General features: G+C 71.7%; 11 protein-coding genes and 1 pseudogene. 3 read left to right on the top strand and 9 right to left on the bottom strand.

All coding sequences use genetic code 11. The features are described from left to right. Nucleotides 1-91: 91 nt before the first annotated feature. Together RPQ07_RS29540 and RPQ07_RS29535 are read right to left on the bottom strand one after the other, a co-directional pair. Nucleotides 92-379 (bottom strand): YiaA/YiaB family inner membrane protein, encoded by a 288-nt coding sequence (locus tag RPQ07_RS29540; protein WP_313947260.1) that lies wholly within the window; start codon nt 377-379, stop codon nt 92-94. Nucleotides 380-465: 86 nt separating this feature from the next. Continuing rightward, the gene (locus RPQ07_RS29535) at nt 466-1,617 is read right to left on the bottom strand and encodes an acyl-CoA dehydrogenase family protein (RefSeq protein WP_313947259.1); all 1,152 of its coding nucleotides are present in this window, start codon (nt 1,615-1,617) and stop codon (nt 466-468) included. Between the two features lie 64 nt (nt 1,618-1,681). Here RPQ07_RS29535 and RPQ07_RS29530 point away from each other — a divergent pair, with 64 nt between their 5' ends. From RPQ07_RS29530 to RPQ07_RS29520, 3 genes are all read left to right on the top strand, one after another. Continuing rightward, complete coding sequence (locus RPQ07_RS29530) at nt 1,682-2,326, top strand: TetR/AcrR family transcriptional regulator (protein ID WP_313947258.1); 645 nt, start codon at nt 1,682-1,684, stop codon at nt 2,324-2,326. 159 nt (nt 2,327-2,485) lie between these two features. Continuing rightward, nucleotides 2,486-3,184, top strand: a complete 699-nt coding sequence (locus RPQ07_RS29525) for a winged helix-turn-helix domain-containing protein (RefSeq protein ID WP_313947257.1) — start codon at nt 2,486-2,488, stop codon at nt 3,182-3,184. A 32-nt stretch (nt 3,185-3,216) separates the two neighbouring features. Next, nucleotides 3,217-4,218 carry a DMT family transporter gene (locus RPQ07_RS29520; protein ID WP_313947256.1) on the top strand — a complete coding sequence of 334 codons (1,002 nt, stop codon included), beginning with the start codon at nt 3,217-3,219 and terminating at the stop codon, nt 4,216-4,218. Here RPQ07_RS29520 and RPQ07_RS29515 read toward each other — a convergent pair. The 7 genes and pseudogenes from RPQ07_RS29515 to RPQ07_RS29485 all read right to left on the bottom strand — a co-directional run bounded on the left by RPQ07_RS29515 (nt 4,181) and on the right by RPQ07_RS29485 (nt 14,804). Further along, the gene (locus tag RPQ07_RS29515; RefSeq protein WP_313947255.1) at nt 4,181-5,515 is read right to left on the bottom strand and encodes an MFS transporter; all 1,335 of its coding nucleotides are present in this window, start codon (nt 5,513-5,515) and stop codon (nt 4,181-4,183) included. The two genes, RPQ07_RS29520 and RPQ07_RS29515, sit on opposite strands and share 38 nt — an antisense overlap. Nucleotides 5,516-5,705: 190 nt before the next feature. Beyond that, complete coding sequence (locus tag RPQ07_RS29510) at nt 5,706-6,794, bottom strand: Zn-dependent alcohol dehydrogenase (protein ID WP_313947254.1); 1,089 nt, start codon at nt 6,792-6,794, stop codon at nt 5,706-5,708. A gap of 16 nt (nt 6,795-6,810) precedes the next feature. Further along, nucleotides 6,811-8,205: an aldehyde dehydrogenase family protein gene (locus RPQ07_RS29505; protein ID WP_313947253.1), complete on the bottom strand. Its 1,395-nt coding sequence runs from the start codon at nt 8,203-8,205 to the stop codon at nt 6,811-6,813. 125 nt (nt 8,206-8,330) lie between these two features. Then, nucleotides 8,331-9,667, bottom strand: a pseudogene (locus RPQ07_RS29500) (ABC transporter ATP-binding protein). A 53-nt stretch (nt 9,668-9,720) separates the two neighbouring features. After that, nucleotides 9,721-10,926 (bottom strand): MFS transporter, encoded by a 1,206-nt coding sequence (locus RPQ07_RS29495; RefSeq protein ID WP_313949072.1) that lies wholly within the window; start codon nt 10,924-10,926, stop codon nt 9,721-9,723. A gap of 71 nt (nt 10,927-10,997) precedes the next feature. Next, on the bottom strand, nt 10,998-12,422 hold the full coding sequence (locus RPQ07_RS29490) for a CitMHS family transporter (RefSeq protein ID WP_313947252.1): 1,425 nt from the start codon (nt 12,420-12,422) through the stop codon (nt 10,998-11,000). A 120-nt stretch (nt 12,423-12,542) separates the two neighbouring features. Then, nucleotides 12,543-14,804: a molybdopterin oxidoreductase family protein gene (locus RPQ07_RS29485; RefSeq protein WP_313947251.1), complete on the bottom strand. Its 2,262-nt coding sequence runs from the start codon at nt 14,802-14,804 to the stop codon at nt 12,543-12,545. Nucleotides 14,805-15,117 lie beyond the last annotated feature (313 nt).

Raw genomic sequence — 15,117 nt, 5'->3', positions numbered from 1 at the left:
CCGAGGGTGAGCAAGCGCTTAGGGTCTGTCGGTTGGATCTTGCCGGGCCCGATCCAACCGACAGCCCCCGGTCTTCGCCGTCTCCAGCGCCTCACAGCTTCTGGAACGGGTCGTGCTCGGCGAGCAGTTTCTCCAGCCGTGCCTGGTCCACACGGCTGACGATCTGCCCTGCCTCCTGGCGGTCCCTGACGACCTTGGCCAGGGTGAAGGCGGAGGTCGTCAGATAGAGGACGGCGATGGCGAGGAACGCGCGCACCCAGCGGTCGGCGTCCATGGTCCAGATGCCGATCGCGACGGCGCCGAGCGCGATGGCGAAGGAGGCGACGGCCTGCCCGTAGTACGCGCCGGTGTTCTGCTGCTTGACCTGTGTCTCACTCATGGGCCACAGCATCGCGGCCGGCGACCGGGCCCACATGGGCGCTGCTACTCAGCCGCGTACTCAACGCAGCACCGGCCCGGGACGGTTCAGAACGCGGAGACTCCGGTCAGCGCCCGGCCGATGATCAGCTTCTGGATCTGGCTGGTGCCCTCGTAGAGCGTCATCACCCGGGCGTCGCGGACCAGCTTTCCGACGGGGTACTCGTCGATGTAGCCGTAACCGCCGTACACCTGCAAGGCGTTGTTGGCCGCGCGGACGGCCGCCTCGGAGGCGAAGAGCTTGGCCTGGGACGCGGCGGTGGCGAAGTCCCGGCCCCGGTCGACGAGGTCGGCGACGCGCCAGGTCAGCATCCTGGCCGCCGCCACGTCGACGGAGATGTCGCTGATCAGCTCCTGGACCAGCTGGTACGAGGCGATCGACTTGCCGAACTGCTCCCGCTCGCCCGCGTAGCCGACGGCCGCGTCCAGAGCGGCCTGGCCGATGCCGACACAACCGGCCGCGACCGACATCCGGCCCTTGGCGAGGGCGGACATGGCGATCGAGAAGCCCTTGCCCTCGGGGCCGAGCAGCGCGTCCTCCGGCACCCGGACAGCGTCGAGGACGAGCTCGGCGGTGGCCTGTCCGCGGAGTCCCAGCTTGCCGTGGACGGTGTGCCGGGCCAGGCCGGGGCTGTCCGTCGGCACCAGGAAGGCGGAGACGCCGCGATGCCCGGGGGTGTCGTTCGTCCGGGCGAAGAGAAGCACCACATCGGCCCAGGTGCCGTTGGTGATGAACATCTTGGAGCCGGTGATGACCCAGTCGTCGCCGTCGCGCACCGCGCGGGTGGTGAGGTTTCCGGCGTCGGAGCCGGTGCCGGGTTCGGTGAGCCCGAAGCAGCCGAGCGCGTCGCCGCTGGTGAGCCCGGGCAGCCAGCGGCGCTTCTGCTCCTCGTCACCCCAGGACGCGATGGTCTTGGCCACCAGCCCCAGGGAGACGGAGACGATGCCACGCACCGAGGAGTCCCCGCGGCCGAGCTCCTCGGTGACCAGGCAGTACGCGACGTGGTCGCCGCCCGAGCCGCCGTACTCCTCGTCGACGGTCAGCCCGAGGAAGCCCAGCGAGCCGAGCTTCTTCACGATCGACCGGTCGACGCTCTCGGCCCGGTCCCACTCGGCCGCGTAGGGGGTGACATCGCGGGCCACGAAGTCCTCGGCCAGCTGCCGTACCGCCGCCTGCTCCTCGCTCAGCTCCAGGTCCATGCGCCACACCCCACTTTTAACTATCACTGCTAGTTTCTTGTCGGCAGGCCCTACTATGTGCCGCATGGCCCGACCGCGCAAGCCCCTCCTCAGCAGAGAACGCATCGTCGAGACGGCGAGCGCGCTCGTGGACGCCGAGGGCCTGGAGGCGGTCTCCACCCGGCGCCTCGCCGCCGAACTCGGCGTCAGCGGCCCGTCCCTCTACAACCACTTCCGCAACAAGGACGAGATCCTCGACGCCGTCGCCGACGCGGTCAGTGCCCAGGTCGATCTGTCGATGTTCGACGAGGGCGACGGCCGCGACTGGAGCACGGCGCTGCACGACTGGGCCGTCTCCTACCGCGCGGCCCTCACCGAGCACCCGAACATCGTCCCGGTGCTCGCCCGGGGACCCGGGCGGCGTCCGGCCGGTCTGCGGGTGGCGGACGCCGTGTTCGGCGCCATGGTCCGCTCGGGCTGGCCGCCGGCCCAGGCGACCTACATCGGGGCGCTGATGCGGTACTTCATCACCGGCTCCGCCCTCGGCTCGTTCGCCCGGGGCTTCGTGGACGACGAGACGGCGTACGACCCGGCCGACTACCCGCATCTGGGCCAGGCCCACCTGCTGGCCGACCGGCAGCAGAAGGTGGACGAGGGCGCGTTCGAGACGGGGCTGCGGGCGCTCGTCGACGGCCTGGCGGTGCAGTACGCGGCCATGGTGCGGGCCTGACCGGACGCCGGAACGGGCGGCGCAGCCGGTCCGCGGAGGACGCCCGAGCCGGTCCACGGGGGCGCTGCCCGAGCCCCCGGCGCCCTTGGCCGTCACACCGGACCGGGCCGCCGACACCCTTCGGCCGTCACCGAACCGTGGTCGGCGCATCCTGGGGACATGACCTCCTCCCGCGATCTCGCCGCCCTCGCCGCGCTGCTCGCCGACGAGACCCGTGCCTCCTTCCTCCTCGCCCTGCTCGACGGGCGCGCCTGGACCGCGGGAGAACTCGCCCGCCACGCGCGCGTCGCGCCGTCGACCACCAGCGAGCATCTCGGCAAACTCGTCGCGGGCGGGCTGCTCGCCGAGGAGCGTCAGGGGCGGCACCGGTATGTGCGGCTCGCCGACGACCGGGTGGCGCACTTGGTCGAGGAGCTCGCCGGGTACACCGATCCGGGCAGCCGGCCGGCGCCGCGGACGCTCGGTGCCGCCGGCGCCGCGAGCGCGATGGCCCGCGGGCGTACCTGCTACGACCATCTCGCCGGGCGGCTGGGCATCGCGGTCACCGAGGCCATGACCGCGCGCGGCCTGCTGCGTCAGGACACCGGCTTCGCGCTCACCCCGCAAGGGGTCGGCTGGTTCGACGCGTTGGGCCTGCCACTGCGGCCGCGCGGCAAGCGGCCACTCGTACGGTCGTGCCTCGACTGGACCGAGCGCAAGCCGCATCTCGCGGGCGCCGCCGGGTCCGCGCTGTGCCGGCACGCGCTGGACTCCGGCTGGTGCGTACGCATCGGGTCGGAGCGCGCGGTGAAGGTGACCGCGGACGGCGAGCGTGCGTTCTCCGAGCTGCTCGGCATCGAGCCGGAGATATTGCGGTGAACGCCGAAGCGTCGGAGTCGTACGGTCGGAACATGAGCCCCCAGGACACCTCCCCGACCTCCTCTCACCGCGCGCACTGGCCCGCCCTCGCCGCTGCGGGTGTCACCGTCGTGCTGTGGGCCTCCGCGTTCGTTTCGATCCGCAGCGCCGGTGAGGCGTACTCCCCCGGTGCGCTGGCGCTCGGGCGGCTCCTCGCCGGTTCGCTCGCGCTCGGCTGTGTGCTGCTCGTACGGCGGGAGGGACTGCCGCCGCGGGCCGCCTGGCCGGGGATCGCCGTCTCCGGACTGCTCTGGTTCGGCGTCTACATGGTGGTGCTCAACTGGGGTGAGCAGGAGGTCGACGCGGGCACGGCCGCGATGGTGGTGAACATCGGGCCGGTGCTCATCGCGCTCCTCGGCGCCAGGCTGCTGGGCGAGTCGCTGCCGCCGCGGCTGCTCGCGGGGATGGCCGTCTCCTTCGCGGGCGCGGTGACGGTGGGGCTGTCGATGTCCGGCGAGGGCAGCGCGTCCACGCTGGGCGTCCTGCTGTGCCTGCTGGCCGCGGTCGGCTACGCGGGCGGGGTCGTCGCCCAGAAGCCGGCGCTGGCGCATGCGAGCGCCCTTCAGGTGACCACCTTCGGCTGTCTGGTCGGTGCGGTGGCGTGTCTGCCGTTCATCGGACAGCTGGTCGACCAGGCAGCCCGCGCGCCGGCCTCGGCGACGCTGAACATGGTCTACCTGGGCGTCTTCCCGACGGCCCTGGCGTTCACGACCTGGGCGTACGCCCTGGCCCGGACCACCGCGGGACGCATGGGCGCGACGACCTACGCGGTACCGGCCCTGGTGGTACTGATGTCGTGGCTGGCGCTGGACGAGATCCCGGGGTGGCTGACGATGGCGGGCGGTGCGCTGTGCCTCGCGGGCGTCGCGGTCTCGCGCTCCCGGGCTCGCGTGGTGACGGCCGCCCCCTCCGGAGAAGTGGTGTGCGGCCGCCCGGACGCGATCGGAACGAAGGGCCCTACTCGCGAGCAGCCGCCCTCGAAGCCAGGATCCTGATGGAGACGAGGGCGATGACGGCGAGTCCGATGATGTAGGCGGACACCGCCATGGACGTGCCCGTCGCCTCCAGCAGCAGCACCATCATGAACGGCGCGAGCCCGCCGCCGAACACCGCCGCGATCTGGTAGCCGAGCGAGGCGCCGGTGTAGCGCATCTCGGCGGTGAACAGCTCGGCGAACAGGGCCGCCTGCGGCCCGTACATGATGCTGAGGAAGCAGCTGGTGACGAAGGTGCCGACGCCGAGCCAGAGCAGCGACCCGGTGTCGATCAGCAGGAACATCGGGACCGCCCAGACCAGCAGGCCGACCGCTCCGGCGGCGTAGATCCGCAGCCGGCCGATGCGGTCGGACAGGGCGGCCGCCGCGGGGATCAGCACCAGTTGGGTGAGGCTCACACAGAGGGAGACCGCCAGCACGGCGCTGCGCTTCATGTCGAGTTCGCGGGTCGCGTAGTCGAGGACACCGGTGATGATGATGTAGAAGGTCGCGGTGTTCACCGCGAACGAGCCACCGGCCAGGAACACCGTGCCGAGGTGCTCGCGCAGGATGGTGCGCAGCGGTGAACGGGCCTCGCCCTTCTCCTTCTCGGCGAGCGCCTTCTCCGCCTCGCGGAACTCGGGCGTCTCCTCGACCTGCGTGTGGATGTACCAGGCGAGGCCGAGGACGAGGAAGCCCACGAAGAAGGGGACGCGCCATCCCCAGGCGGCGAAGGTGGAGTCGCTGGTCACGGCGCCGGCGACGAGGAACACGGTGTTGGCGCTCACCACGCCGATGGGGACACCGAGTTGGACGAGGCTGCCGTAGAGCCCGCGCTTGCCCTCGGGGGCGTACTCGGTGGCCATCAGCATCGCACCGCCCCACTGGGCGCCGACGGCGATGCCCTGGACGATCCGCAGCAGCACGAGGAGCACGGGCGCGGCGATGCCGATCGTCTCGTACGTCGGCAGCAGACCGATGCCCGCGGTGGCGGTGCCCATCAGCGTCAGGGCCAGGACGAGCATCGGCTTGCGGCCGCGCCTGTCGCCGAGCTGGCCGGCGATGATGCCGCCGACTGGCCGGGCGAGGAAGCCGACCGCGAAGGTGGCGAACGCGGCGAGCACGCCCGCCGAGGAGCTGCCGGAGGGGAAGTACAGATCGCCGAGCACCAGGGCGGCGGCGATGCCGAAAACGAAGTAGTCGTACCACTCGACGGCCGAGGCGAGAGCGGCCGCTGTCGCGACGCGGCGGCGGTTGGGGGCCGCCGGGGTGTCGGCCGGTGCGGTTCCGGACCGGGGGGAAGGGGGTGCGGTGTCCATGTGTGCTCACTCCGTGGTGCGGGGACGGGGAGTGCGGGGAACGTACCGACCGGTGGGTATGGCGTCAACGGGGTGCGCAGCAGTTGTTTTTCGGCCACGCGGGGAGCCGGGGCAGGCCGGAGCGCCCGGCGGGCACGGACCCGCCGAGCTGGGCTTTTCCCGCCCTGTCACAGAGACAGGACGGGCATCCTCACTCCTGACCGAACAGAATCAGCGCGCGGCCTCCGCGCCCCGTCCGCATGTTGTCGAACGCCGACGCGATGTCCTCGAGACCGATGCGGTCCGTCACCAGACCGGCCAGGTCGAGGCGGCCCGCCCGCGCGTGCCCGGCCAGGACCGGCAGGTCCCGCGCGGGATCGCTGTTGCCGTAGACACAGCCCGACAGGGTCCGGCCCCAGTGGAAGATCTCCAGGGCGTTGAAGGTCACCTGCTGGTCCTTGCCGCCGATGCCGACGACCGTGGTGCGGCCGCCGCGCCGGGTGGACTCCCAGGCCGTACGGATGGTCGTGGCCCGGCCGACGCACTCGATCGCGACGTCCGCTCCCTGACCGCCCGTGAGTCTGCGGATCTCCTTCGCGGTGGTGTCGGACGCGAGGACGAACTCAGTCGCACCGGCGTCCCGGGCCAGTTGCTCCTTCTCGGGCGAGACGTCCACGGCGACGATGGTGGAGGCCCCGGCGATCCGGGCCGACTGGAGCGTGGCGAGCCCCACCCCGCCCGCGCCGAAGACGGCCACCGACTCCCCCTCGCGCACCCGCGCGGAGTGGTGCACGGCGCCCCAGCCCGTCAGGACCGCGCAGCCCAGCAGGGCGGCCTCGGTCAGCGGGATGCCCTCCGGGGCGGGGATGACACAGCCGGCGGCCACCACCGTCTCCTCGGCGAAGGCGGCGACATTGAGACCGGGGTGCAGCTCCCGGCCGTCGGCCGTGCGGGCGTGGATGTCCGCCGCTCCGGCGAGAGCGTTGGCGCACAGCCACACCTCGCCGATGCCGCAGTGGTGACAGGTGCCGCAGGAGGGCGCCCAGTTGAGGACGACTCCGTCCCCGGGGGCGACATGGGTGACACCCTCGCCGACCGAGACGACCGTCCCGGCGCCCTCGTGGCCGAGGACGGCCGGCACCGGCACGCGCATGGTGCCGTCGGACAGGGAGAGATCGGAGTGGCAGACCCCGGCGGCGGTGAGGCGGACCCTGACCCGGCCGGGGCCGGGCTCGGGCAGTTCGATGTCGGTGATCTCCAGAGGAGAGCCGACGGCAGGCAGTACGGCGGCGCGGACCACGGTGGGAATCTCCGTCTCAGAACTGGAGGGACTTGGTCTGGAGGTACTCCGACAGACCGTGCGGACCGAGCTCGCGCCCGACGCCCGACTGCTTGTACCCGCCGAAGGGCGCGAGGGGATTGAAGCGCCCGCCGTTGATGTCCACCTGGCCGGTGTCCATCCGGCGGGCGAAGGCGACGGCCGTGGCGTCGTCCGCGGCCCATACCGCTCCCCCGAGGCCGTACACGGTGCCGTTGGCGATCCGCAGGGCGTCGTCCTCGTCCTCGTACCTGAGCAGCGCGACGACCGGGCCGAAGATCTCCTCCTGCGCGATGGTCATCTCCGGGGCGACGTCGGCGAAGACGGTGGGGCTGACGTAGTAGCCGGTCTCCTTCGGGGCGTCGGGGCCGCCGGCGACCAGCCGGGCTCCCTCGGCGACGCCCTTCTCGATGTATCCGCGCACGCGTTGCTGCTGCTTGGCGCTGACCAGGGGGCCGACGCGCTCGCCGGGGACGTACTTGGCGACCGCGGTGGCCGCGAGGGTGACGGCCTCGTCGTACTGATCGGTGTGGACCAGCATCCGGGTCCAGGCGCTGCACGTCTGGCCGGAGTTGGACATGACGTTGGCGATGCCGACGTTGACGGCCTTCGCGAGGTCGGCGCCCGGCAGGATCACATTCGCGGACTTGCCGCCGAGTTCCAGGGCGACACGCTTGACGGCGGCCCCCGCGGTCGCGCCGATCTGCCGGCCGACCGCGGTGGAGCCGGTGAAGGAGACGAGGTCGACGCCCTCGTGCGCGGCGAGCGCCTGTCCGGCCACCGGGCCGAGACCGGTCACCAGGTTGAAGACCCCGGCGGGCAGCCCGGCCTCGTGCACGGCGTCGGCGAAGAGCTGGGCGGTCAGCGGGGTGTCCTCGGCGGGCTTGAGGACCACGGTGCAGCCCGCGGCGAGGGCCGGGGCCACCTTGGCCACGACCTGGTGCAGCGGATAGTTCCAGGGCGTGATCGCACCGACCACACCCACGGGCTCCAGCAGGACGGTGGAGGTGCCGATCTTCTCCTCGAAGGCGTACGAGGCGGCCAGTTCGGCGTACGAGCCGGCGACCATCACCGGCAGGCTCGCGTGGACGGCCTGCGAGAGCGCGAGCGGCGAGCCGAGCTCGGCGGTCACAGTCTCGGCGATCTCCTCCTGGCGGGCCACCAGGGCGTCACGCAGGGCGCCGATCGCGGCCGCGCGCTCGGCGGGCGGTGTCGCGGCCCAGCCGGGGAACGCCTCACGGGCGGCCCGTACGGCGGCGTCGACGTCCTCGGGTCCACCGGCCGGGACATGGGCGATGACCTGCTCGTCCGCCGGGTTCACCACCGGGATGGTGTCCTGTCCGGCGGCGGGCCGCCACCGGCCGCCGATGTACATCCCGTCGTGGGCCTTCATCGCACTCCTCCAGAACCTGCCGGCAGTCGTGCGACCCAAACTAGCGGTGTTAGTTTTTTGACGCCAGGGGCGACCGTGCCGATCGGGCCACGGCCGAGCCACTCACGCAGGACCGGTGTACCGCGTCAGGCGTCCAGGCCGAGCAGGTCCGGCGGGGCGGGGCAGATCCGCTGACCCTGGTGGTCGAAGACGTACAGATGCGCGAGGTCCACCAGGAGCGGCACCTGGGCGCCGGTCCGCAGCCTTACGTCGGGCCCCGTCCGTACGACGAGGTCGCTCGGCGCGGTGGCCGGGCGCTCCGTCGCGAACGGCACCGGCTCCGGGTCGTCGAGCGCGACGACAGGACCGGCGACCTGCGCGACCGCACGCTCCCTGATCCGGGTGAGCACGCCCGGACCGCCGCTCCTGCCCCTGCGCCGGCGCACCGGGGGCCGCGGCCGGGGCGACTCCAGGTCGGCGACCACGGCGGGCCGCGACCCCGTGTTGAAGTGCACCAGCGCCTCGTGACCCTGGTACTCCATGTGCTCGACGATGCCGGTCAGGGCGACCTCGCCGGGGCGGGCCTGGCTGGGCGGCGCGATACGGGTGGACTCGGAGCGCAGCCCGACGATGATGTCGCGGCCCTGCTGGATCCGGAGCAACTGGTGGTCCACGCTGAGCGGTTCGGGCAGCGGGAGCCGCTGCTTGCCGAGGTTGATCGACATCCGTCCGTCGAGCGGCGCGTAGACGACGGCCTGGAGGAGGTTGATACGGGGCGTGCCGATGAACGCCGCGACGAAGACATTGGCGGGCATGGCATAGGTCTCGCGCGGGGTGCTCACCTGCTGGAGCACACCGCCGCGCATCACGGCGACCCGGTCGCCCAGCGACATCGCCTCGGCCTGGTCGTGTGTGACATAGACCGTGGTGACCCCCAACTCCCGGGTGAGCTGGGCGATTTCGGCCCGCAGATGATTGCGCAGCTTCGCGTCGAGGTTGGAGGCTCGTCCATCAAGAAGACGGACGGTCTGCGCGAGATGGCCCGGCCCATGGCGACCCGCTGGCGTTCACCGCCGGAGAGCTGACTCGGATAGCGGTCCAGGACGTCCTCGATGCCGAGCATCCGGGCGGTGGCCTCGACCCGTGGCGCACGGTCCAGGCGCGGGTTCTCCAGCCGCAGCGGGAAGCCGATGTTCTCCCGGTTGGTCATGCTCGGATAGAGGGCGAAGTTCTGGAAGACCATCGCCATCGCCCGGTCACGGGGCGGCACATGGTTGGACAGCTCGCCGTCCAGCAGCAGTTCGCCCTCGGTGATCTCCTCCAGCCCCGCGATCATGCGGAGCACGGTCGACTTGCCGCAGCCCGACGGACCGAGCAGGACCACGAACTCGCCGGGCTCGATGTCCAGGCTGAAACGGTCGACGGCGCGTGCGCCCCGTCCGTACCGCTTGCTGACACTGTGCAGGGAAATGGCGCGCGTCATGGAGTTCCGCCCAGGGATGAGGAGGAGCGGTAGCGACGCCTGAAACTAGCCGACTACTCCCGGTCAGGGAATGATTCGGGCGAATGTTGAGGCTGGGGTTTTTGTACGGTGCCGGGGAAGCTGCGACTCCCTCCTCCGCTCGGCCGAACGCCCGTACCGCCGGGGGGAGTCGGGCTCCGCATCCCCAACCCCGCCGCGACCAGCAGCAGAAGGCCCAGCATCGTGAACGGCGCGGCGGGTCCCGCGACCCCGGCGATCACACCGGCGGAGGCGGGGGCCGCGACCTGGCCCAGACGGTTTCCAGTCAGCCGAAGGGCGAGCGCGGTTGACCGCGCACCGGCCGGGGCAGCCTGTACGACCGTCGTCATGGACAGCGGCTGACCCACGCCCAGGCAGAAGCCGAGGGCGGCCAGCATCACCGCGAGCGCCCAGACGGGGACCGGCAGTGCGATGCCACCGCACAGCAGCGCGCCGAGCAGACAGGTCACGGCCATCAGCGCCGTGCGGCCGAGCAGCCGGATCATGGGGGTCATCACCAGCCGGCAGGCGATGGTCGCGGCCGCGCGCAGGCTCAGCAGCAGGCCGACGGTCGCGGGTGCGATGCCGCGATGCTCGCCGATCACCGGGAGATACGCGGTGAGGATGTCGGTGGCGGAAAGCACGGCGAGACTGGTGAAGATCCCGGCGGGCACGCCCCGGGCGCCGAGTATCCGGCGGACGGGCACCTTCCGTGGGCGTTCGCGGGCCGGTGCTCCGCTCGTGCGGTGCTCGATGCGCCACAGCGAGGTGAGGGACACGGCGCCGACGGCAGCCGAGGCGACCAGGGCGAGCGCGCTCGTACGGCCCATGGCGCCGTCCTCGCCGGAGACGAGGAACCCGGCGGCGACCGGCCCCACCAGTTGTCCGAACGAGGCGCCGATGGTGAAGTGACCGAAGTTGCGGTCCTGTTCGTCCGGTGCGGACTGGCGGGCGACGATCGACTGCGCGCCGATGACGAAGAAGAGATGGCCGAGGCCCATCACGCCGCTCCACGCGGCCATCGCCGTGAGCGAGCCCGCCGTACCGCTGAAGGCACACCCGCCGGAGATCAGGACGACGCCGACGGGCAGCAGGGGTGCACACCGCCCGTGGTCCGTCCTGCGCCCCAGCGGTACGGCGGCGAACAGGGGGAGGAGCGCGTACACGCCGGCGATCACACCGACCGCGCGCTCGTCCGCACCGAGCGACAGCGCCCGGTAGGAGACGGCGGGCCGCGCCATCGACACCGCCGCCTGCGCGAAACCGAAGGCGATGACGAGACGCAGCAGCCAGCTCCGGGATCCGGTCACCGTCAGATGATCCCGAACAGGATTCCGGCGCCGAGCACCACCAGACAGGTGAGCGCCGCCCACTTGACCGTGAACTTGGTGTGGTCGCCGAACTCGACCTTGGCCATGCCGACGAGGACGTAGACGGCGGGGACGAGCGGGCTCGACATGTGCAGCGGCTGGCCGACGAGGGAGGCGCGGGCGATCTCCAGCGAGGAGACTCCATGGGCGGAGCCCGCTTCGGCGAGGACCGGCAGGACGCCGAAGTAGAAGCCGTCGTTCGACATGAAGTAGGTGAGCGGCAGGCTCAGCACTCCGGTGACGATGCCCATGTGCGGGCCCATGCCCTCGGGGATGGCTCCGACGAGCCAGTCCGCCATGTGCTCGACCATGCCGGTGCCGGTGAGGACGCCGGTGAAGACGGCGGCGGCGAAGACCATGCCGGAGACGTTGAGGACGTTGTCGGCGTGGGCGGCGATCCGGTCCTTCTGCTCCGTCATCTTGGGGAAGTTGACGGTCAGCGCGAGGGCCGCGCCGATGAGGAACAGCACCGGGATGGGCAGCAGCTCCATGATCATCGCGGTGAGAAGGGCCACGGTGAGACCGGCGTTGAACCAGTAGAGCCTGGGGCGCAGGGTCTCCCGGTGAGGGTCGAGGCCCTGGAAGGTCTCGTCATCGGTGTCCCCGTCGTCCGCCGCGTCGTGGGCGGCCTTGCCCGTAGGCTGCTCGCCGGCGCCGGGGCCGGCGCCGCCCGGAGTACGGGTCGCGTCCGCGCCACCCGCGCCGACCAGCACCGTCTCGTTCTCCGTCACCAGCACCTCGTCCAGGGAGAGGTAGCCGAGTCGGGTGCGCTCACGGCGGCCGAGGACGTAGGCGAGGACGAAGACGAAGAGCAGTCCGACGGCGAGCGCCGGGATCATCGGGACGAAGATGTCGGCGGCGTCGAGCTTCAGGGCGGACGCGGCACGGGCGGTGGGGCCGCCCCAGGGAAGGGTGTTCATCACGCCGTTCGCGGTGGCGGCGACACCCGTCAGCACGACCAGGCTCATCTTGAGGCGCTTGTAGAGCGGATACATCGCCGAGACCGTGATCATGAAGGTGGTGGAGCCGTCACCGTCCAGCGAGACGATCGCGGCCAGTACGGCCGTGCCGACCACGATCCGCATGGGGTCCGCCTTGCAGAACCGCAGGATGGCGCGGACGATCGGGTCGAAGAGCCCGACGTCGATCATCACGCCGAAGTAGACGATCGCGAACATCAGCATCGCCGCGGTGGGTGCGAGCTGGCCGACGCCCTCGAGGACGTAGTCCCCGAGGTGCGCGCCCTTCCCGACGATCACGCAGAAGAGCGCGGGGATGAGGACCAGAGCCGCGATCGGCGACATCTTCTTCATCATGATCAGGACCAGGAAGGTCGCGATCATGGCGAAGCCGAGGATTGTCAGCATGGGGGACACCTAACGTTCATCCTTGAACTCCCACCGGTGCGGCGGTCCGGACGACGTTAGGTGGCGTCAAATGCCGTTAACAAGATGTTGACGCGTGAGCAATACGAGCAAAACCCCAGGTCATCGAGTTGCCGTGAGTACCACGGGGAATCCGTTGAGCACCGCGGTGCCGGACAGCGGGTCCAGCCGCGAGCCGTCGAGCAGCTGGTTCACATTGACGCCGGGGCGGGACGCGGCCACCGACATCCGCACGCCCGGGCGGCTGTGCCCCCAGCCGTGCGGAAGGCTGACCACCCCGGTGCGCACCGTGTCGGTGATCTCCACGGGCGCCTCGACCTGACCGCCGTCCGCCGCGATACGCACCTGCTCGCCGTCGTGGAGCCCGAGCCGGGTCGCGTCCTCGGGGTGGATCTGGAGGGTGCAGCGGTTGGAGCCGCCGTTGAGCGCGGGCACGTTGTGCAGCCAGCTGTTGTTGGAGCGCAGATGGCGGCGGCCGACCAGCACCAGGGCCTCGGGCCGCTCGTCCAGGGCGCTGCGCAGCCTGGGCAGATCGTCGGCGATCGGCCCGGGCAGCAGCTCGATCCGGCCGCTGCGGGTCCTGAGCACCTCGGGGACGCGGGGCCGGAGGGGGCCGAGGTCGACGCCGTGCGGGTTCTCCAGGAGCTTGTCGAGGGTGAGGTCGTACGGGCCGGTGCGCAGCATCATGTCGAGGCGGCGCTCGGGTCCCGTACGGCCGGACAGCTGCGCGGTCAGCTCCTTGACGTCCTGGCCGTGGACCGGTGAGTGCGCCTCGGCTACGGCCTTGGTGAGGGCCTTCTCGATGACCATGTCGTCGACGGCCTCCGGGGGCGCGCCGTGCATGCCGCCGACCGCCAGGACCAGACGGGCGTGGATCTCGCACTCGTCCATGCGGCCGTCCTCCAGAGGTACGGCGGCCGGGGTGTAGCGGGCCTGGTTGTGCACCGCGAAAGCGTTGAAGGCGAAGTCGAAGTGGGAGCTCTGGGAGGGCGGGGGCGGGGGCAGCACCACGTCGGCGTGCCGGGAGGTCTCGTTGAGGTAGGGGTCGACACTGACCATGAAGTCGAGCTGCTCCAGGGCGCGGTCGAGGCGGTCGCCGTCGGGCGCGGAGAGTACGGGATTGGCGGCGATGGAGATCAGCGCGCGGATCCGGCCCTCGCCGGGGGTGTCGATCTCCTCGGCGAGTACGGCCATGGGCAGTTCGCTCTTGGCCTCGGGCTGCTCGCTTACCCGGCTGGTCCAGCGGCCGAGCGCGAAGCCCCTGCCGGGACCGGCGGGGCGGGGCGCGGGCGCCGTGGCCGAGAGGGGGAAGAGCGCGCCGCCGGGGCGGTCGAGATTGCCGGTGAGCACATTGAGCACGTCCACCAGCCAGTTGGCGAGGGTGCCGTACTCCACGGTGCAGCTGCCGATGCGGCCGTAGACGGCGGCGGTGGGTGCGGCCGCCAGTTCGCGGGCGATCGTGCGGATCTCGCCGGCGTCCATGTCGCACGCGCCGGCGACGGCTTCGGGGGTGAACTCCGCGACGGCCGCCTCGACTTCGCGCAGCTGCTCGACATGGCCTTCGAGCCGGCCGAGGTCGGTCAGCCGCTCCTCGAAGAGGACGTGGGTGAGCGCGGCGAGCAGCAGGGCGTCGGTGCCGGGGCGGATGGGCACATGACGGTCGGCGAGCTGCGCGGTGCGCGTACGGCGGGGGTCGACGACGGTCAGCGTGCCGCCGCGCCTGCGCAGCGCCTTGAGCTTGCCGGGGAAGTCGGCGGCGGTGCAGAGGCTGCCGTTGGACTCCAGCGGGTTGGCGCCGAGCAGCAGCAGATGGTCGGTGCGGTCCAGGTCGGGGACGGGGATGGCGACGGCGTCCCCGAACAGCAGTCCGCTGGAGACGTGCTTGGGCATCTGGTCCAGGGTGCTGGCGGTGAAGAGGTTGCGGCTGCGCAGTACGGAGAGCAGCACCGGCGGGTAGAGCGCGCCGGCCATGGTGTGCACGTTCGGGTTGCCGAGGACCACGCCGACGGCGTTCGCCCCGTGTTCCTCGATCAGCGGCCTGATCCGGGCGGCGATCGCGTCGAAGGCCTCGGCCCAGGTGGCGTCGCGCAGTTCGCCGTCCTTGCGGACGAGCGGGGTGCGCAGCCGGTCGGGGTCGGCGTCGAGTTCTCCGAAGGAGGCGCCCTTGGGGCAGATGAAGCCGCGGCTGAAGACGTCGTCGCGGTCGCCGCGCGCGGAGACGACACGGGTGCCCTCGATGGTGAGGGTGAGACCGCAGGTCGCCTCGCAGAGCGGACAGATCCGCAGGGCGGTGCGTGTCTCTCCGGCCGGTTCGGCGCCGTCGCCGCCCGTCGGTGCGGTACGGGCGGCAGCTGTGCGGGACATGGGCCCTCCCCGGGGCGGCGTCGGTGTCGCTCGGCTCAGGCCGAGCATACCGACCGGTATGCATGGGCGGGAGTCCCTGCGGGGGTCCGGTTACGGGGAGGCGGTTGCCGGGCGGGGGTCCGCGGCCGGGGCCTGTTGCCGGGCGGGGCCCCTTTGCCGGGCGGGGTCCGCGGCGGGGCACTGATGCCGGGCGGGGGTCCGGTTACCGGGAGGCGGCCGGGGCCCTGCCGGGATCGGGTTGCCGTAGTACCGGGCCCGGCTGCCCGGGCACGGGTCCGTGCGGGGGCCGGCTGCCGAGAGACGACCAGGAGCC

Origin of the sequence: Streptomyces sp. AM8-1-1 (assembly GCF_032229325.1) — a bacterium.
In the GTDB taxonomy this organism is placed as follows: domain Bacteria; phylum Actinomycetota; class Actinomycetes; order Streptomycetales; family Streptomycetaceae; genus Streptomyces; species Streptomyces achmelvichensis.
This window is presented reverse-complemented; position numbering and strand designations above follow the sequence as displayed.

Bases quoted from the DNA above. Each gene is read 5' to 3' on its own strand.
- RPQ07_RS29540 (WP_313947260.1), bottom strand. From the start codon at position 379: ATGAGTGAGACACAGGTCAAGCAGCAGAACACCGGCGCGTACTACGGG.
- RPQ07_RS29535 (WP_313947259.1), bottom strand. From the start codon at position 1,617: ATGGACCTGGAGCTGAGCGAGGAGCAGGCGGCGGTACGGCAGCTGGCC.
- RPQ07_RS29530 (WP_313947258.1), top strand. From the start codon at position 1,682: ATGGCCCGACCGCGCAAGCCCCTCCTCAGCAGAGAACGCATCGTCGAG.
- RPQ07_RS29525 (WP_313947257.1), top strand. From the start codon at position 2,486: ATGACCTCCTCCCGCGATCTCGCCGCCCTCGCCGCGCTGCTCGCCGAC.
- RPQ07_RS29520 (WP_313947256.1), top strand. From the start codon at position 3,217: ATGAGCCCCCAGGACACCTCCCCGACCTCCTCTCACCGCGCGCACTGG.
- RPQ07_RS29515 (WP_313947255.1), bottom strand. From the start codon at position 5,515: ATGGACACCGCACCCCCTTCCCCCCGGTCCGGAACCGCACCGGCCGAC.
- RPQ07_RS29505 (WP_313947253.1), bottom strand. From the start codon at position 8,205: ATGAAGGCCCACGACGGGATGTACATCGGCGGCCGGTGGCGGCCCGCC.
- RPQ07_RS29495 (WP_313949072.1), bottom strand. From the start codon at position 10,926: ATGGCGCGGCCCGCCGTCTCCTACCGGGCGCTGTCGCTCGGTGCGGAC.
- RPQ07_RS29490 (WP_313947252.1), bottom strand. From the start codon at position 12,422: ATGCTGACAATCCTCGGCTTCGCCATGATCGCGACCTTCCTGGTCCTG.
- RPQ07_RS29485 (WP_313947251.1), bottom strand. From the start codon at position 14,804: ATGTCCCGCACAGCTGCCGCCCGTACCGCACCGACGGGCGGCGACGGC.